Genomic DNA, 14,391 nt, shown 5'->3' with positions numbered 1-14,391 from the left:
TTTAAATCTTACAAATGACAAACCATTAAAAGTAGCATCCCAACATCAAACAAAAAAACAATCCATCAAATAAAAATCGCTACAAAACCAAGTCATTAAACACGCAATAATTAAAATTTTCCACTCATTTTAATTTGGAATTCCAAATGTCGAATTCCAAACTCCAAATTCCAAAAACGCAACTCCAAAATTAAAAGCATTTCCCGAGTAACAGGGAAATGCTTTTTACGTACTGATTACTCTGTCATTAATGATTTTACAACGGAAACCATGTCGTCATGTATGACCAAAGTAGCGTCGCTATCATAAGGTGTTCGATCTTTATTGATAATAATTAAATTGTCGCCTTTAAAATGTGATATTAATCCTGCGGCAGGTTGTACAACGAGTGATGAACCTAGTACAACAAGGGTGTCAGCATGTTCAATTTTATTTAATGCCCTTATGATGGTAGGTTGATCTAACATTTCACCGTATAATACGATGTCCGGTCGAATGGCACCACCACAATTATCACAATGTTTCAAAGTTCTATCAATAACATCTGACTTCGTATAAGATTTATGACATGCATTACAATAAAAACGATTTAACGTGCCATGTAATTCATCAACATGTTGACTTCCAGCGTCTGAGTGCAAACCATCGATATTTTGCGTGATGACACCTAAAGATTGTTGATTACGTTCTAATTTTGCAATCCAATCATGAACGATATTGGGCATCGTATCGACAAATAGTAAGCGCTTATGGCAGAAATTGATAAAACCTTCAGGATCATCTTCTAAATAATCACGGCTTAACAAGTATTCTGGCGAAAGCCCATCTTTTGAAATTTCATCAAATAAGCCACCCATTGAGCGGAAATCTGGAACACCACTTGCGACAGATACACCAGCACCTGTAAAAAATGTAATACGATTCGAACTATCTATAATATGTTTTAGTGTCTCTAAATCATGTTTCAAGTTAAACACCCCATCAAAATAATGAATGATTTATAACGTCTTTTGCTTTTATTATAGTATATTCATTTTACGATTATCAAAAGCGCAGTTTAAACAGTTCTTTTTAAAAATGAATTATACATATAATCGAACAGTTAAATTATATTAGTTTTTACGCAATTTTTATTATAGAATAAGCATGTATATTAAAATTGATGTCTAAACATAAAGGATAATGACCCATCGCCTAAATAAAGGAGGCAATTTTACATTGAATAAACATGAACGTTTGGACGAAATTGCTAAACTAGTGAATAAAAAGGGCACGATAAGAACGAATGAAATCGTCGAAGGTTTAAATGTGTCTGATATGACAGTTCGAAGAGATTTAATTGAGTTGGAAAATAAAGGGATTTTAACGAAGATTCATGGTGGTGCACGCAGTAATTCAACATTTCAGTATAAAGAAATATCGCATAAAGAAAAACATACCCGTCAAATTGCAGAAAAACGATTTATAGCTAGAAAAGCTGCATCATTAATTGAAGATGGGGATACTTTGTTTTTCGGACCAGGAACAACAGTGGAACTATTAGCAGAAGAAGTCAATCATCATACGCTCACAATTATTACGAATTGTTTACCGGTGTATAAAATTTTGTTAGAAAAACAAACAGCACATTTTCGTGTCTATTTAATTGGTGGTGAAATGCGCCATATTACAGAAGCATTTGTAGGTGAAATGGCGAACGCCATGTTGGAAAAACTAAGATTTAGCAAGATGTTCTTTAGTAGTAACGCAGTAAATAAAGGTGCTGTGATGACATCTACATTAGATGAAGCCTATACGCAACAACTGGCACTCAGTAATTCAATTGAAAAATACTTGTTAATCGATCATACGAAAGTTGGCAAAGAAGATTTTACATCATTTTGTCAGTTAAACGAATTGACTGCAGTGGTCATGGACTATGAAGATGAAGAAAAAGTAGAAACGATTAAAACATATATTGAAGTAGTCGACTAAATTAAAAGTATAACTGCATTGTTAAAATATGTATCTATATGCTCATAAGTGAATGTGAATTTGCATTCATTTATGGGCTATTTTTTATGCAAATTTATGTAAACGGGAACCTCGACAAAGTTTTACTACAATTTCAGACGAATACCTAATTAAAACAACACCACAGTATAAATGTTCACTTATTGTTTGAAAATATGTCATAAACAAACAGATTATAAACATATTATGTTGATTTATTGTTTGTTTATGTTTATAATTTAAACGTAATCAAATTGAAAGCCTTTTCGCAAGATTTTCATAACCTACAAATAAACATGTCATATTTTAAGAAAGGTATTTCAAAATTAAAGTAAAAAGGAGTCTTATTATGGCGATTATTATTGGTTCAGATGAAGCTGGCAAACGATTAAAAGAAGTCATCAAATCATACTTATTAGACAATAAATATGATGTTGTTGACGTAACAGAAGGACAGGAAGTTGACTTTGTTGATGCAACTTTGGCTGTAGCAAAAGATGTTCAAAGTCAAGAAGGTAACTTAGGTATTGTTATCGATGCATTTGGTGCAGGTAGCTTTATGGTTGCTACAAAAATCAAAGGCATGATTGCTGCTGAAGTATCAGATGAACGCTCTGGATATATGACTAGAGGCCATAACAATTCAAGAATGATCACTATGGGATCTGAAATTGTTGGAGACACATTAGCGAAAAATGTCGTTAAAGGTTTTGTTGAAGGTAAATACGATGGTGGTAGACACCAAATCCGCGTAGATATGCTTAATAAAATGTGCTAAGGAGGAAAAATTACTATGAAGATTGCATTAGGATGCGACCATATTGTTACAGATACAAAAATGCGTGTATCTGAATTTTTAAAATCAAAAGGACATGAAGTCATTGACGTAGGAACATACGATTTCACAAGAACACATTATCCAATTTTTGGTAAAAAAGTTGGCGAACAAGTTGTTAGCGGGAATGCAGACTTAGGTGTTTGTATTTGTGGAACAGGTGTCGGTATTAACAATGCTGTAAATAAAGTACCTGGCGTTCGTTCAGCACTAGTACGTGATATGACATCAGCGTTATATGCTAAAGAAGAATTAAATGCGAACGTCATTGGCTTTGGTGGACGTATTATTGGTGAGTTATTAATGTGCGATATTATCGATGCATTTATTAACGCTGAATATAAACCAACTGAAGAGAATAAAAAATTAATCGCTAAAATTAAACATTTAGAAACAAGCAATGCAGATCAAGCTGATCCACATTTCTTTGATGAATTCTTAGAAAAATGGGACAGAGGCGAATACCACGATTAAGGGACGACACATATGATTTTAACTTTAACATTAAATCCATCCGTTGATATTTCATATCCATTAACAGCATTGAAATTAGATGATGTTAATCGTGTTCAAGAAGTAAGTAAAACAGCTGGTGGTAAAGGTTTAAATGTAACAAGAGTACTTGCGCAAGTAGGCGAGCCAGTCCTTGCGAGTGGTTTTATTGGCGGTGAATTAGGTCAATTTATTGCTAAAAAATTAGATCATGCCGACATCAAGCATGCATTTTATAACATTAAGGGTGAAACACGAAACTGCATTGCAATTTTACATGAAGGGCAACAAACAGAAATTTTAGAGCAGGGACCGGAGATTGATAATCAAGAGGCTGCAGGATTTATTAAACATTTTGAACAATTATTAGAAAAAGTTGAAGCAGTTGCTATTTCAGGTAGCTTACCTAAAGGATTAAATCAAGATTATTATGCACAAATTATTGAACGATGCCAAAACAAAGGTGTGCCTGTGATATTGGACTGCTCGGGTGCAACTTTGCAAACAGTTTTGGAAAATCCATACAAACCAACAGTCATTAAACCAAACATTTCTGAACTATATCAATTGCTTAACCAGCCACTTGATGAAAGTTTAGAAAGTTTGAAACAGGCAGTGTCACAACCCTTATTCGAAGGGATTGAGTGGATTATTGTGTCTTTAGGTGCACAAGGTGCATTCGCTAAGCACAATCATACATTCTATAGAGTGAATATTCCGACAATAAGCGTATTAAATCCGGTTGGTTCAGGTGATTCTACAGTTGCTGGAATTACTTCAGCAATTCTCAATCATGAAAACGACCACGATTTACTAAAAAAAGCCAATACTTTAGGCATGCTGAATGCGCAAGAAGCACAAACAGGTTATGTCAATTTAAATAATTATGATGATTTATTCAATCAAATTGAAGTTTTAGAGGTGTAAAAAATGTCAAAATCGAATCAAAAAATCGCATCAATTGAACAACTAAGTAATAACGAAGGTATCATTTCTGCATTAGCATTTGACCAACGTGGTGCTTTAAAACGCATGATGGCAAAACATCAAACTGAAGAGCCAACTGTAGCTCAAATTGAACAATTAAAAGTATTAGTTGCGGAAGAATTAACACAATATGCATCTTCAATTTTATTAGATCCAGAATACGGTTTACCAGCATCTGATGCACGTAACAAAGATTGTGGATTATTGCTAGCTTATGAAAAAACTGGTTATGACGTAAATGCTAAAGGTCGTTTACCTGACTGTTTAGTAGAGTGGTCTGCAAAACGTTTAAAAGAACAAGGTGCAAATGCTGTTAAATTCTTACTTTACTATGATGTTGATGATGCTGAAGAAATTAACATTCAAAAGAAAGCATACATTGAAAGAATCGGTTCAGAATGTGTTGCAGAAGACATTCCTTTCTTCTTAGAAGTATTAACATACGATGACAACATTCCTGATAACGGTAGTGTTGAATTCGCAAAAGTTAAGCCTAGAAAGGTTAACGAAGCAATGAAATTATTCTCAGAACCACGCTTTAATGTTGATGTATTGAAAGTTGAAGTACCAGTAAACATGAAGTATGTAGAAGGCTTTGCTGAAGGTGAAGTGGTTTATACAAAAGAGGAAGCGGCACAACACTTTAAAAATCAAGATGCAGCAACTCATTTACCATACATTTACTTAAGTGCTGGTGTTTCTGCGGAATTATTCCAAGAAACTTTAAAATTTGCTCACGAAGCTGGTGCTAAATTCAACGGTGTACTTTGTGGCCGTGCTACATGGTCTGGTGCTGTTCAAGTATACATTGAACAAGGTGAAGATGCTGCTCGTGAATGGTTACGTACAACTGGTTTCAAAAATATTGATGACTTAAATAAAGTATTAAAAGATACTGCGACATCTTGGAAACAAAGAAAATAAGTATAAAAGGGGATTAATGCTATGAATAGAGAAGAAGTCCAATTATTAGGTTTTGAAATTGTTGCATTTGCAGGGGATGCACGTTCTAAGTTTTTAGAAGCATTGACAGCAGCTCAAGCTGGAGATTTTGCAAAAGCAGATGCATTGATTGAAGAAGGAAACAATTGCATTGCTGAAGCGCATAGAGCACAAACAAGCCTGTTAGCTAAAGAAGCACAAGGTGATGATATTGCATACAGTGTAACGATGATGCATGGTCAAGACCATTTAATGACAACAATTTTACTGAAAGATTTAATGAAGCATTTATTAGAATTTTATAAAAGAGGGTGATGACAATGATGCAAAAATTGATCGCACAAATTGAAAAAGGGAAGCCATTTTTCGAGAAATTATCACGTAACATATATTTAAGAGCCATCCGTGATGGATTTATTTCTGCAATGCCTGTCATCTTATTCTCAAGTATCTTTCTATTAATTGCATACGTGCCAAATATATTTGGTTTTAAATGGGATAAAGGCATGGAAGCCATTTTAATGAAACCATATAACTATACGATGGGGCTTGTAGCATTTTTAGTAGCAGGAACGACAGCGAAATCTTTAACAGATTCATTTAACCGTAAGCTAGAAAGTACAAATCAAATTAACTTTATTTCTACAATGCTAGCAGCGATGTGTGGATTCTTGTTCTTAGCTTCTGATCCAGCCAAAGATGGTGGATTCTTAAGTGCATTTATGGGAACTAAAGGTTTATTAACAGCATTTTTATCAGCATTTGTAACTGTTATTGTTTATAACTTCTGTGTGAAGCGCAATATTACAATTAAAATGCCGAAAGAAGTACCGCCGAATATTTCACAAGTATTTAAGGACTTAATTCCATTTTCAGCGGTAATCATCATTCTTTATGCATTAGATTTAGTCATTCGCAACAGCTTTAAATCAAATGTAGCGGAAGGTATTTTAAAATTATTCGAACCATTATTTACAGCAGCAGATGGATGGATTGGTGTCACAATTATCTTTGGTGCCTTTGCATTATTCTGGTTTGTAGGAATTCATGGTCCATCAATAGTAGAACCAGCAATTGCAGCCATTACATATGCGAATATCGAAGCGAACTTCAAGTTGCTTCAAGCTGGAGAACACGCAGATAAAATTATTACATCAGGTACACAAATGTTTATCGTTACATTTGGAGGTACGGGTGCAACATTGGTCGTCCCGTTCATGTTTATGTGGATGACGAAATCTAAACGAAACAAAGCGATTGGACGTGCATCAGTTGTACCAACATTCTTTGGTGTAAACGAACCAATTTTATTTGGTGCACCACTAGTATTGAATCCTGTGTTCTTTATTCCATTTGTATTAGCACCAATTGTTAACGTATGGATTTTCAAACTTTTCGTTGAAGTGTTAGGAATGAATAGTTTTAGTGTGAATTTACCTTGGACAACACCAGGTCCATTGGGCATTATCATGGGTACAGGTTTTGGTTTATGGTCATTCATACTAGCTATTACTTTGATTGTTGTAGATATTATTATTTACTACCCATTCCTAAAAGTTTATGATAGTGAAATTCTTGATGAAGAAGAAGGACGTAAAGAAAGTAATTCAGATTTAAAAGAAAAAGTTGCAGCAAACTTTGATACGAAAAAAGCTGATTCAATTTTAGCGGCAAGTGGTGTATCAGACGATGCAGCTAAAGCTCCAAATATCACAGAACAAACAAATGTCTTAGTACTTTGTGCCGGTGGTGGTACAAGTGGATTATTAGCCAATGCACTTAATAAAGCAGCTGAAGAATATCATGTGCCAGTGAAAGCGGCAGCTGGCGGATATGGCGCACATATGGACATTATGAAAGAGTACCAATTAATCATTTTAGCGCCACAAGTTGCGTCTAACTATGAAGATATTAAGCAAGATACAGATAGATTAGGTATTAAATTAGCGAAGACTCAAGGTGCCGAATATATCAAATTGACACGAGACGGCCAAGCAGCCCTTGATTTCGTTCAACAACAATTTGAAAATTAAGAATAGGAGTTTTTCATATGACTAAAACATTACCTGAAGATTTTATTTTTGGTGGAGCAACAGCAGCATATCAAGCAGAAGGTGCGACAAATACGGATGGTAAAGGTCGTGTAGCATGGGATACGTATTTGGAAGAAAACTATTGGTACACTGCAGAACCAGCGAGTGATTTTTATAACAGATATCCAGTGGATTTAGAATTAAGTGAAAAATTCGGTGTTAATGGTATCCGTATTTCAATTGCATGGTCACGTATCTTCCCAAATGGATATGGCGAAGTTAACCCTAAAGGTGTTGAGTATTACCATAAGTTATTTGCAGAGTGTCATAAACGTCATGTTGAACCATTTGTAACATTGCATCATTTTGATACACCAGAAGTGTTACACAAAGATGGCGATTTTCTAAATCGTAAAACGATTGACTACTTTGTAGATTATGCTGAATATTGTTTTAAAGAATTCCCAGAAGTAAAATATTGGACTACATTCAATGAAATTGGACCAATTGGTGATGGCCAATATTTAGTAGGTAAATTCCCTCCAGGTATTAAATATGATTTTGAAAAAGTTTTCCAATCTCATCATAATATGATGGTTGCTCATGCAAGAGCAGTGAAATTATTCAAGGATGGCGGCTATCAAGGAGAAATTGGTGTTGTACACGCATTGCCAACAAAATATCCGTTCGATCCATCAAATCCTGAAGATGTTCGTGCAGCAGAATTAGAAGATATCATCCATAATAAATTCATCTTAGATGCAACATATTTAGGTAAGTATTCTCGTGAAACGATGGAAGGTGTGCAACATATCTTATCTGTTAATGGCGGTAAATTAAATATTACAGATGAAGATTATGCCATTTTAGATGCAGCCAAAGATTTAAACGACTTCTTAGGTATCAATTACTACATGAGTGACTGGATGAGAGGTTACGATGGAGAATCTGAAATCACGCATAATGCGACAGGTGATAAAGGCGGTTCTAAATACCAACTTAAAGGTGTCGGACAACGTGAATTTGATGTCGACGTACCTCGCACAGACTGGGACTGGATGATCTATCCTCAAGGTTTATATGATCAAATCATGCGTGTTGTTAAAGATTATCCTAACTATCACAAGATTTATATCACTGAAAATGGTTTAGGATATAAAGATGAATTTATTGAATCTGAAAAAACAGTTCATGATGATGCACGTATTGATTATGTAAGACAACATTTGAACGTTATTGCAGATGCTATTAAAGATGTTGCAAATGTTAAAGGTTACTTTATTTGGTCATTAATGGATGTGTTCTCTTGGTCAAATGGTTATGAAAAACGATATGGTTTATTCTATGTCGATTTTGAGACTCAAGAACGTTATCCTAAGAAAAGTGCTTATTGGTACAAAGAGTTAGCCGAAACAAAAGAAATTAAATAATTATAGATATTAAAAGGCCTATCAGTCGAGTGCTGGTAGGTCTTTATTTATAAAAAGAGATAAATTAAACATGCATATACATATTTATATATTAATCAATGGGTGACACACCATTGAAAGCTAAAGAAGCAATCAATTAACAAATGTTAACGGACAACTTTCCAAAGTCATCTTAAAAGTTAATGATGTATTCAAAATCAACTAAAGGACATTTTTAATCACATCCTTTATACTTATATAAAAGACATGAATGGGAGTTAAAAGTGTGAAGAAAATTTTTGTAATTATTACGACATTGTTAGCGGTCGCTATTATTATAGGCTCTATTATTACGGTGGTGTTTAGTCAACGACAGGCACAAACATTTAAAATACAACAACAGCAATTTGTTAAAAAGCCAATTCCAACATTGTTCTTACATGGATTTGGTGGTAGTGCCAATTCTGAAAAGTTTATGGTGAAGCAAGCAGAAAAAAGAGGGGTAACTAAAGATATCATCACTGCTTACGTTTCAAAGGATGGTGCAGTGACATTTAAAGGGAAACTAAGAAAAGATGCAGTGAATCCTATTGTGAAAATTGAACTTGAAAATAACAGACAAGGCTATTTGGATAAGAATGCTGCGTGGTTTAAAAATGTACTGACTAAGTTACAATCTGAATACAATTTCGATAAATTCAACTTTGTCGGTCACTCAATGGGGAACTTAACATTTGCACAATATATGATGACATATGGTAACGACAAGTCACTGCCACAGTTAAACAAACAAGTGAATATTGCAGGGACATTTAATGGTGTTTTAAATATGAATGAAGATGTCAATGAAATTACAGTTGATAAAGATGGTAAACCAAGTCGAATGAATCAACCTTATCAGCAATTACGCGTGCTAAAAGATATTTATAAAGGTAAAGGTATCGAAGTGCTAAATATTTATGGAGATTTGAAAGATGGTACACATTCAGACGGCAGAGTGTCTAATAGTTCTTCGAAATCATTAAAATATTTACTGGGAAATAGTCCGAAAAGTTATCGAGAATCTAAATATGAAGGTGAGCCTGCACAACATAGTCAGCTTCATGAGAATGAAAATGTTGCTAATGAGTTAATCGACTTCTTATGGAAAAAATAAAGCAACTGCTAGTTTTTCGGGGGCAAAAAAGCTTGTAATATTAGAGCTTTTCAAAAATTATCTATTGTTTGAGAGTTTCCATAAAATGTCTAAGTCGTAACATTTTAAATTTATGATTATAGCAAATATAATGTGGTTGAAGTTACATGAATGAATCAGTGCTTAAGTCAAAATATAACAACTAAGAATGTATTTGCATACAGACATCACGAAGACACAATTCAAACTTAACGCTTAAGTAACAAATAAGTAAAAGTTTCAAATAAAGAAAGGTGATTAATGATGCAAAATAAACAAATTCTTTTTAACAAAATACCAGAAGGCATGCCTCAAGAGGATACATTCAAAATTGAAGAGATTGACACGCCTAAACTTGAGAGGGATGGTGTACTTGTACAAACGCTGTATATTTCAGTGGATCCATATATGAGAGGACGTATGACTAAGGCAGATTCGTATGTACAGCCTTTTGAAATTGGTAAACCGATTGTTAGCCATGTCGTTGCAAAAGTAATTGATTCGACACTCGCAGATTATAAAAAAGGAGATGTCGTTGTAGGTATGTTGCCTTGGCGAATCATTAATCATGTCCAAGCGGATCAAATTACTAAAGTTCCAACGACAGATGTACCACTTGATTTATATTTAAGTGTTTTAGGAATGCCAGGACAAACAGCATATCATGGTCTGCTTGATATTGGACAACCTAAAGCCGGTGATACTGTTGTGGTTTCAGCTGCATCTGGTGCTGTAGGTTCAGTTGTAGGTCAAATTGCTAAGATTAAAGGTTGCCGTGTAGTAGGTATTGCGGGTGGCGACAAAAAAGTAAATTATTTAACAGAGACACTGGGCTTTGACGCTGGTATTGATTATAAGAAAGAGGATTTTGCAGAAGCGTTAGCACAAGCAGTACCAGATGGTATTGATGTTTATTTTGAAAATGTTGGTGGTACAGTTGGCGATGAAGTATTTAAGCATTTAAATCGTTTTGCACGTGTACCAGTATGCGGCGCAATTTCGTCATATAATCATCCTGAAGCAGATATCGGACCACGTATTCAAGGTACGCTTATTAAGAAGCAAGTAATGATGAGAGGCTTCTTAGTAAGTGAATTCGCTAATGCTTTTAAAGAAGCTAGTGAACAGCTCGCAACATGGGTTCAAGAAGGTAAAATTCAGTCACAAGTAACCATTGAAGATGGTTTTGAAAATGCGCCACATGCATTTAAAAATTTATTTACTGGCGATAACTTTGGTAAACAAGTTATTAAAGTAACGGAATAATAAAGTATACGTTTTAACAAACTAACTTTGTTAATTGATCAAAATTTAATAACTTTCTTATCTAAAGCAAATTTGTTCAGTAACATGGTAGAAATAAGTCTAAAATGTAATACGAAAGTCGTCTGTAATTATTTATATATTCAAATGAAAAAGGAGTCATGATGCTGCGGTATAAGCACACATGGCTTCTATTTTGTATAATAAGAAATAAGTTCATAAATGAGGTGAAACGATATGAAAATGATAGGATTTGAAAAGCCCTTTAAATTGGAAGAAGGAAATTTATTTAAAGTATACGAACAAAGAAAGCCAACGCCAGAAAACGATGATATCTTAGTCAAAGTAAATAGTATTAGTGTAAATCCTGTAGATACAAAACAACGTCAAATGAAAGTCACTCAAGCACCTCGTGTACTTGGGTTTGATGCTATTGGTACTGTTGAAGCTATCGGACCAGACGTTACATTATTTAGTCCGGGTGACGTTGTATTTTATGCTGGATCGCCAAATAGACAAGGATCAAATGCGACATATCAATTGGTGTCAGAAGCTATAGTTGCAAAGGCACCACACAACATAAGTGCTAATGAAGCGGTTAGTCTACCGCTAACTGGTATTACGGCATATGAAACGTTTTTTGATACATTTAAAATTTCTACGAATCCTGCTGAAAACGAAGGGAAGTCTGTCTTAATCATTAATGGTGCCGGTGGTGTAGGCAGTATAGCCACTCAAATTGCTAAACGGTATGGTTTAACTGTCATTACAACAGCATCACGACAAGAAACAACAGAGTGGTGTGAAAAGATGGGCGCAGATATCGTATTGAATCATAAAGAGGATTTAGTGCGTCAATTTAAAGAAAAAGAAATTCCATTAGTAGATTATATATTTTGCACCTATAATACAGACTTGTATTACAATACTATGATTGAACTGATAAAACCATTAGGGCATATTACAACTATCGTAGCTTTTAATGAAGATCAAGATTTAAATGCACTAAAATTAAAAAGTATAACATTTACACATGAATTTATGTTTGCGCGTCCAATTCATCGAACGCCTGATATGATTAAACAACATGAGTATTTAGAAGATATTACGAAAAATATAGAATCAGGGCATTACCAACCAACAACGACACAAGTTTTTGAAGGTTTATCACCTGAAAACTTATATCAAGCACATCAATTGTTGGAAAAACAATCAATGATTGGAAAATTAGTAATTAATATATAGTTTAGTAAGTAAAGTCGCCTTATGCAGAAAATACTGTATAGGGCGACTTATTTTTTGTGTCTAGCGACTATTGATTCTAAATGGAAATATGGCAACTTTGCAGGTATCAATTCAATAATGCATTAGAAAGGCATTACTTAAATACAATAAAATACTTTGTTGCTCAATGATAAATAATTTGAGTGTGTTTTATATATCATTTTTAAAAGATGAGGCATTATTAATTGTGTCTATATAAAATTACAAATGATTAAAATGTTGCAGTTATGGGTATGAACTTACCATTACACAGAAAGGGTTTGTATTTATGAAAAATAAATCAGTAAGTCTAGTGTTTTGGGTATCTTTAGTGATATGTACGATATTTGTTGCTTTTGGAGCAATATTTCCGAAACAGTTAGAAAAACTCACGCAAAACATTACTACATTTATTGCGCTACATTTTTCTTGGTATTATTTATTGCTCGTTTTAGTTATTTTATTTGTCTGTGTGTATATTTTATTTTCGAGATACGCAAACATTACATTAGGTGAAGAAGGCGAAGATCCTGAATTCTCATTGCCGTCTTGGTTTGCTATGTTATTTAGTGCTGGTATGGGAATAGGACTTGTGTTCTGGACAACGGCAGAACCAATCAGTCATGCCTTCAAATTAACGCCTATTCATAAAGCTGGCACGCAATCTGCAATTAATGATGCAATGCAGTTTTCATTTTTCCATTGGGGGATTCATGCATGGGCAGTCTATGGTATTGTCGCGCTTGTGTTTGCATATTTTAGCTTTCATAAAGGATATCCTGGCTTAGTCAGCGCTACATTGACGCCTTTATTAGGTGAAAAGGCAATGCGTGGACCTTTAGGTGGTGCCATTGATGTATTGGCAGTCATAGCTACAGTAACAGGCGTTGCTGCAACATTAGGTTTCGGTGCATTGCAAATAAACGAAGGTTTACATTTTTTATTTAATGTACCGAGTAACTTCACGATGCAAGTAATCTTGATTGTCATTGCAACCATATTATTTACTTGGTCAGCATGGTCAGGTATCGATAAAGGTATCAAAACGTTGAGTAATATCAACATGTTACTTGCTTTTGTAGTACTTATTGGTCTTTTTATTGTTGGGCCAACGCTTTACATTTTAAATACATTTACAAATGGTCTAGGTAATTATATTGCAAATTTCTTTAGTATGAGTTTACGTATTCCGTCAGGCGGTCAAAAATTCCAATGGTTACAAAATTGGACAATCTTTTACTGGGCATGGTGGATATCTTGGGCACCATTTGTAGGTATATTTATTGCACGTGTGTCAAAAGGACGTACGATTAAAGAATTTATTCTAGGTGTACTTTTTGTCCCGGCGTTAGTTTGCTTTATATTCTTTGCGGTATTCGGCGCGTCAGCAATTTACTTACAAGATAATCATATTGCCGATATTGCTAAAGCTGCGACAGAAACAGCAACTTTTGCAACGCTACAACATTACCCACTAGGTTTTGTATTAAGCTTAATTACTTTACTTGTTATTATGATTTTCTTTGTTACATCAGCGGATTCGGCAACTTATGTTTTAGGTATGTTGAGTTCAAGAGGTGATATTAATCCGAAGTCATTTGTCAAAGTGAGTTGGGGTATCATTATGGCATTATTTGCAATTATCATGATCTACACAGGTGGTACGCAAGCGATACAAAATTTATTAATCATTGCTGCGTTACCATTTTCCGTGGTCATTATAGCGATGATATGGTCGCTTTTAAAATCTTTGAGTGAGGAGAAACCGAGAAATAGTAATAAGGTTTTAATTAAACATCGTGACCCAGATATTTTAGAATATCGTTCTTCAAAACATATTGACGAAAATTAATTAATAATGAGGTTTTATTTACAAAAACTAGGGAATATATCACTAAATGGTACTTCATCTTATATATTAAAAATAAATTTAAAGTTATTAATTTATTATGTTTAAGAAAAAAACTGATGGGTACATATTTAATATGTTTTTAAATTAAC

Annotated in this window: 13 protein-coding genes and 1 pseudogene; 12 read left to right on the top strand and 2 right to left on the bottom strand. The window is 34.1% G+C overall.

From position 1 onward, the window contains the following. Window positions 1-45: 45 nt before the first annotated feature. A pseudogene (locus tag HMPREF3247_RS00175) lies at window positions 46-200 on the bottom strand (hypothetical protein). 36 nt (window positions 201-236) lie between these two features. After that, entirely contained in the window at window positions 237-977 is a 741-nt protein-coding gene (locus tag HMPREF3247_RS00170; protein WP_001566761.1) for an NAD-dependent protein deacylase, read from the bottom strand. Window positions 978-1,218: 241 nt separating this feature from the next. On the opposite strand from HMPREF3247_RS00170, the gene HMPREF3247_RS00165 reads away from it, so the two are divergent. The 12 genes from HMPREF3247_RS00165 to HMPREF3247_RS00110 all read left to right on the top strand — a co-directional run bounded on the left by HMPREF3247_RS00165 (window position 1,219) and on the right by HMPREF3247_RS00110 (window position 14,242). Beyond that, window positions 1,219-1,974, top strand: a complete 756-nt coding sequence (locus tag HMPREF3247_RS00165) for a DeoR/GlpR family DNA-binding transcription regulator (protein WP_001032743.1) — start codon at window positions 1,219-1,221, stop codon at window positions 1,972-1,974. A gap of 367 nt (window positions 1,975-2,341) precedes the next feature. Beyond that, entirely contained in the window at window positions 2,342-2,770 is a 429-nt protein-coding gene (lacA, locus tag HMPREF3247_RS14800) for a galactose-6-phosphate isomerase subunit LacA (protein WP_000974608.1), read from the top strand. A 15-nt stretch (window positions 2,771-2,785) separates the two neighbouring features. Then, window positions 2,786-3,301 (top strand): galactose-6-phosphate isomerase subunit LacB, encoded by a 516-nt coding sequence (lacB, locus tag HMPREF3247_RS14795; RefSeq protein WP_000684746.1) that lies wholly within the window; start codon window positions 2,786-2,788, stop codon window positions 3,299-3,301. Between the two features lie 12 nt (window positions 3,302-3,313). Next, window positions 3,314-4,246: a tagatose-6-phosphate kinase gene (gene lacC, locus HMPREF3247_RS00150; protein ID WP_000604135.1), complete on the top strand. Its 933-nt coding sequence runs from the start codon at window positions 3,314-3,316 to the stop codon at window positions 4,244-4,246. A gap of 3 nt (window positions 4,247-4,249) precedes the next feature. After that, entirely contained in the window at window positions 4,250-5,230 is a 981-nt protein-coding gene (gene lacD, locus HMPREF3247_RS00145; protein WP_000047015.1) for a tagatose-bisphosphate aldolase, read from the top strand. A gap of 21 nt (window positions 5,231-5,251) precedes the next feature. Further along, window positions 5,252-5,563: a PTS lactose/cellobiose transporter subunit IIA gene (locus tag HMPREF3247_RS00140; RefSeq protein WP_001078309.1), complete on the top strand. Its 312-nt coding sequence runs from the start codon at window positions 5,252-5,254 to the stop codon at window positions 5,561-5,563. A gap of 5 nt (window positions 5,564-5,568) precedes the next feature. Beyond that, on the top strand, window positions 5,569-7,281 hold the full coding sequence (locus HMPREF3247_RS00135; RefSeq protein WP_000983327.1) for a lactose-specific PTS transporter subunit EIIC: 1,713 nt from the start codon (window positions 5,569-5,571) through the stop codon (window positions 7,279-7,281). Window positions 7,282-7,298: 17 nt separating this feature from the next. Further along, complete coding sequence (lacG, locus tag HMPREF3247_RS00130) at window positions 7,299-8,711, top strand: 6-phospho-beta-galactosidase (RefSeq protein WP_000169226.1); 1,413 nt, start codon at window positions 7,299-7,301, stop codon at window positions 8,709-8,711. Between the two features lie 265 nt (window positions 8,712-8,976). Further along, on the top strand, window positions 8,977-9,846 hold the full coding sequence (locus HMPREF3247_RS00125; RefSeq protein ID WP_000719329.1) for an alpha/beta hydrolase: 870 nt from the start codon (window positions 8,977-8,979) through the stop codon (window positions 9,844-9,846). Window positions 9,847-10,128: 282 nt separating this feature from the next. Then, a complete protein-coding gene (locus tag HMPREF3247_RS00120; protein WP_001180217.1) occupies window positions 10,129-11,130 on the top strand; it encodes an NADP-dependent oxidoreductase in 1,002 nt (333 codons plus the stop codon). 234 nt (window positions 11,131-11,364) lie between these two features. Continuing rightward, window positions 11,365-12,372, top strand: a complete 1,008-nt coding sequence (locus HMPREF3247_RS00115) for a zinc-binding alcohol dehydrogenase family protein (RefSeq protein WP_000781953.1) — start codon at window positions 11,365-11,367, stop codon at window positions 12,370-12,372. Between the two features lie 307 nt (window positions 12,373-12,679). After that, window positions 12,680-14,242 carry a BCCT family transporter gene (locus tag HMPREF3247_RS00110; protein ID WP_000792342.1) on the top strand — a complete coding sequence of 521 codons (1,563 nt, stop codon included), beginning with the start codon at window positions 12,680-12,682 and terminating at the stop codon, window positions 14,240-14,242. Window positions 14,243-14,391 lie beyond the last annotated feature (149 nt).

The organism is Staphylococcus sp. HMSC36A10 (assembly GCF_001838845.1).
GTDB classification, from domain to species: Bacteria; Bacillota; Bacilli; order Staphylococcales; family Staphylococcaceae; genus Staphylococcus; species Staphylococcus aureus.
The sequence above is the reverse complement of the archived record's forward strand: the minus strand, read 5'-3'. Positions and strand labels throughout refer to the sequence as shown.

What these genes read in the sequence shown, in the direction of transcription:
- lacA (WP_000974608.1), top strand. Translation starts at nt 2,342, where the DNA reads ATGGCGATTATTATTGGTTCAGATGAAGCTGGCAAACGATTAAAAGAA.
- lacB (WP_000684746.1), top strand. Translation starts at nt 2,786, where the DNA reads ATGAAGATTGCATTAGGATGCGACCATATTGTTACAGATACAAAAATG.
- lacC (WP_000604135.1), top strand. Translation starts at nt 3,314, where the DNA reads ATGATTTTAACTTTAACATTAAATCCATCCGTTGATATTTCATATCCA.
- lacD (WP_000047015.1), top strand. Translation starts at nt 4,250, where the DNA reads ATGTCAAAATCGAATCAAAAAATCGCATCAATTGAACAACTAAGTAAT.
- HMPREF3247_RS00140 (WP_001078309.1), top strand. Translation starts at nt 5,252, where the DNA reads ATGAATAGAGAAGAAGTCCAATTATTAGGTTTTGAAATTGTTGCATTT.
- HMPREF3247_RS00135 (WP_000983327.1), top strand. Translation starts at nt 5,569, where the DNA reads ATGATGCAAAAATTGATCGCACAAATTGAAAAAGGGAAGCCATTTTTC.
- lacG (WP_000169226.1), top strand. Translation starts at nt 7,299, where the DNA reads ATGACTAAAACATTACCTGAAGATTTTATTTTTGGTGGAGCAACAGCA.
- HMPREF3247_RS00120 (WP_001180217.1), top strand. Translation starts at nt 10,129, where the DNA reads ATGCAAAATAAACAAATTCTTTTTAACAAAATACCAGAAGGCATGCCT.
- HMPREF3247_RS00115 (WP_000781953.1), top strand. Translation starts at nt 11,365, where the DNA reads ATGAAAATGATAGGATTTGAAAAGCCCTTTAAATTGGAAGAAGGAAAT.
- HMPREF3247_RS00110 (WP_000792342.1), top strand. Translation starts at nt 12,680, where the DNA reads ATGAAAAATAAATCAGTAAGTCTAGTGTTTTGGGTATCTTTAGTGATA.